Below are 1,580 nucleotides of genomic sequence, written 5' to 3' on the forward strand. Positions count from 1 at the left end.
GTAATTGTGTCTCGTATCTCAGTAGAAAGAAAAGAAGCTATATTGAAGAAGCTATTACCTCCCTATTCAATGTCAGTTAAAGAAGTGTCGGAAGAGGAAGGAATTAGCACTGCGACCCTGTATAATTGGCGCCAGCAACTCAGACGTTCAGGAGCCGCCGTGCCAAATAGCAACACTTCATCAGAGCAGTGGTCTGCTCAAACTAAACTCGCCATTGTTGCCGAGACTTACTCGATGACCGAAAGTGAACTCAGCCAATATTGTCGTGAAAAAGGTCTTTTTCCAGAGCAAATCCAAAGCTGGCGCAGCGAATGTATGCAAGGGTTTAAGTCGAGTAAAGAGCAGGAAGCTGAAGCAAAGAAGCAGGCTAAAGCTGACAAACTTGAAATCAAAGAGTTGAAGAAAGATTTACGACTCAAAGAAAAAGCACTCGCTGAAACGGCCGCTCTCTTGGTACTAAGAAAAAAGCTGAGAGCCTTTTACGGGGAAGAGCCAGAGGACGACTAACCTCAACCGATGAAAGGCAGACCATAGTGACTCTTATCCTTGAAGCGAAGCAATGCGGGTGTCGTTTAGAGCCAGCTTGCCATGAAGTTCAAATCGACTTGAGAACGTATCGTCGCTGGTATCAGCAAGGTGAAGTTCAAGCTGACAAAAGGCCAATATGCCTCAGACCTGAGCCTGCTAACAAGCTGTCGCAGGAAGAGCGTGATGCGATAATCGAGGTGTGTAACCGCTCTGAGTTTGCAAGCTTGCCTCCAACTCAAATCGTCCCGACACTGCTTGATAGAGGTGAGTATATCGCCTCTGAGTCGAGCTACTACCGAGTGTTGAGTACGCAGGGGCAACTTCACAAACGAGGTCGTCAGCGGAGCAGACAGAAGCAAGCGAAGCCAACCAGTTACACAGCGACGGACTCGAACCAAGTCTATACGTGGGATATCACTTACTTACCTTCAAAAGTTCGAGGCCAACATTATTACCTGTATGTCATTGAGGACATCTACAGTCGAAAAATTGTTGGTTATGAAGTGTATGAGCATGAATGCGGTGAGCTGGCGTCACAACTTCTGCAACGAACGTTGATGCGAGAGCAGTGCTTCAATCAAGCTCTGGTTCTTCACTCAGATAATGGTGCGCCGATGAAGTCGTTGACGTTCAAAGAAAAAATGGAAGAGTTAGGTATTACTTCATCGTATAGTCGCCCAAGAGTCAGTGATGATAACCCGTATGTTGAGTCATTGTTCCGCACGGTAAAGTACATGCCAAGCTGGCCAACGAAGGGCTTTGAAACAATCGATAGTAGCCAAAGTTGGGTTGAAGCCTTCGTACGCTGGTACAACACGGAGCACAAGCACAGTAAGCTGAATTATGTCACGCCTTCAGAGCGTCACAATGGAAAAGATAAAGAGATCTTGAAGCGTCGTGTAGAGGTATTGCTCGCTGCAAAACAGCGAAAGCCTGAGCGGTGGTCTGGTGATATCAGGAACTGTGCGCCTGTTGGTGACGTTCACCTAAATCCAGAAAGAGAAGCTGCTTAATAAGTAAGCAAATGATGACAACTACCTTGAAAAACACCG

At 46.5% G+C, this 1,580-nt stretch carries 1 protein-coding gene; it reads left to right on the forward strand.

The window, feature by feature from the left end:
• Positions 1–6: 6 nt before the first annotated feature.
• Positions 7–1,541 (forward strand): IS3 family transposase gene (locus tag AB4167_RS11695; protein ID WP_372136560.1). Its coding sequence is split into 2 segments (ribosomal slippage): positions 7–460 and positions 460–1,541, totalling 1,536 coding nucleotides; the frame shifts between segments, so codons are not numbered across the junction.
• Positions 1,542–1,580: the final 39 nt, after the last annotated feature.

Source organism: Vibrio sp. 10N.286.49.E11 (assembly GCF_041469505.1).
GTDB classification, from domain to species: Bacteria; Pseudomonadota; Gammaproteobacteria; order Enterobacterales; family Vibrionaceae; genus Vibrio; species Vibrio crassostreae_C.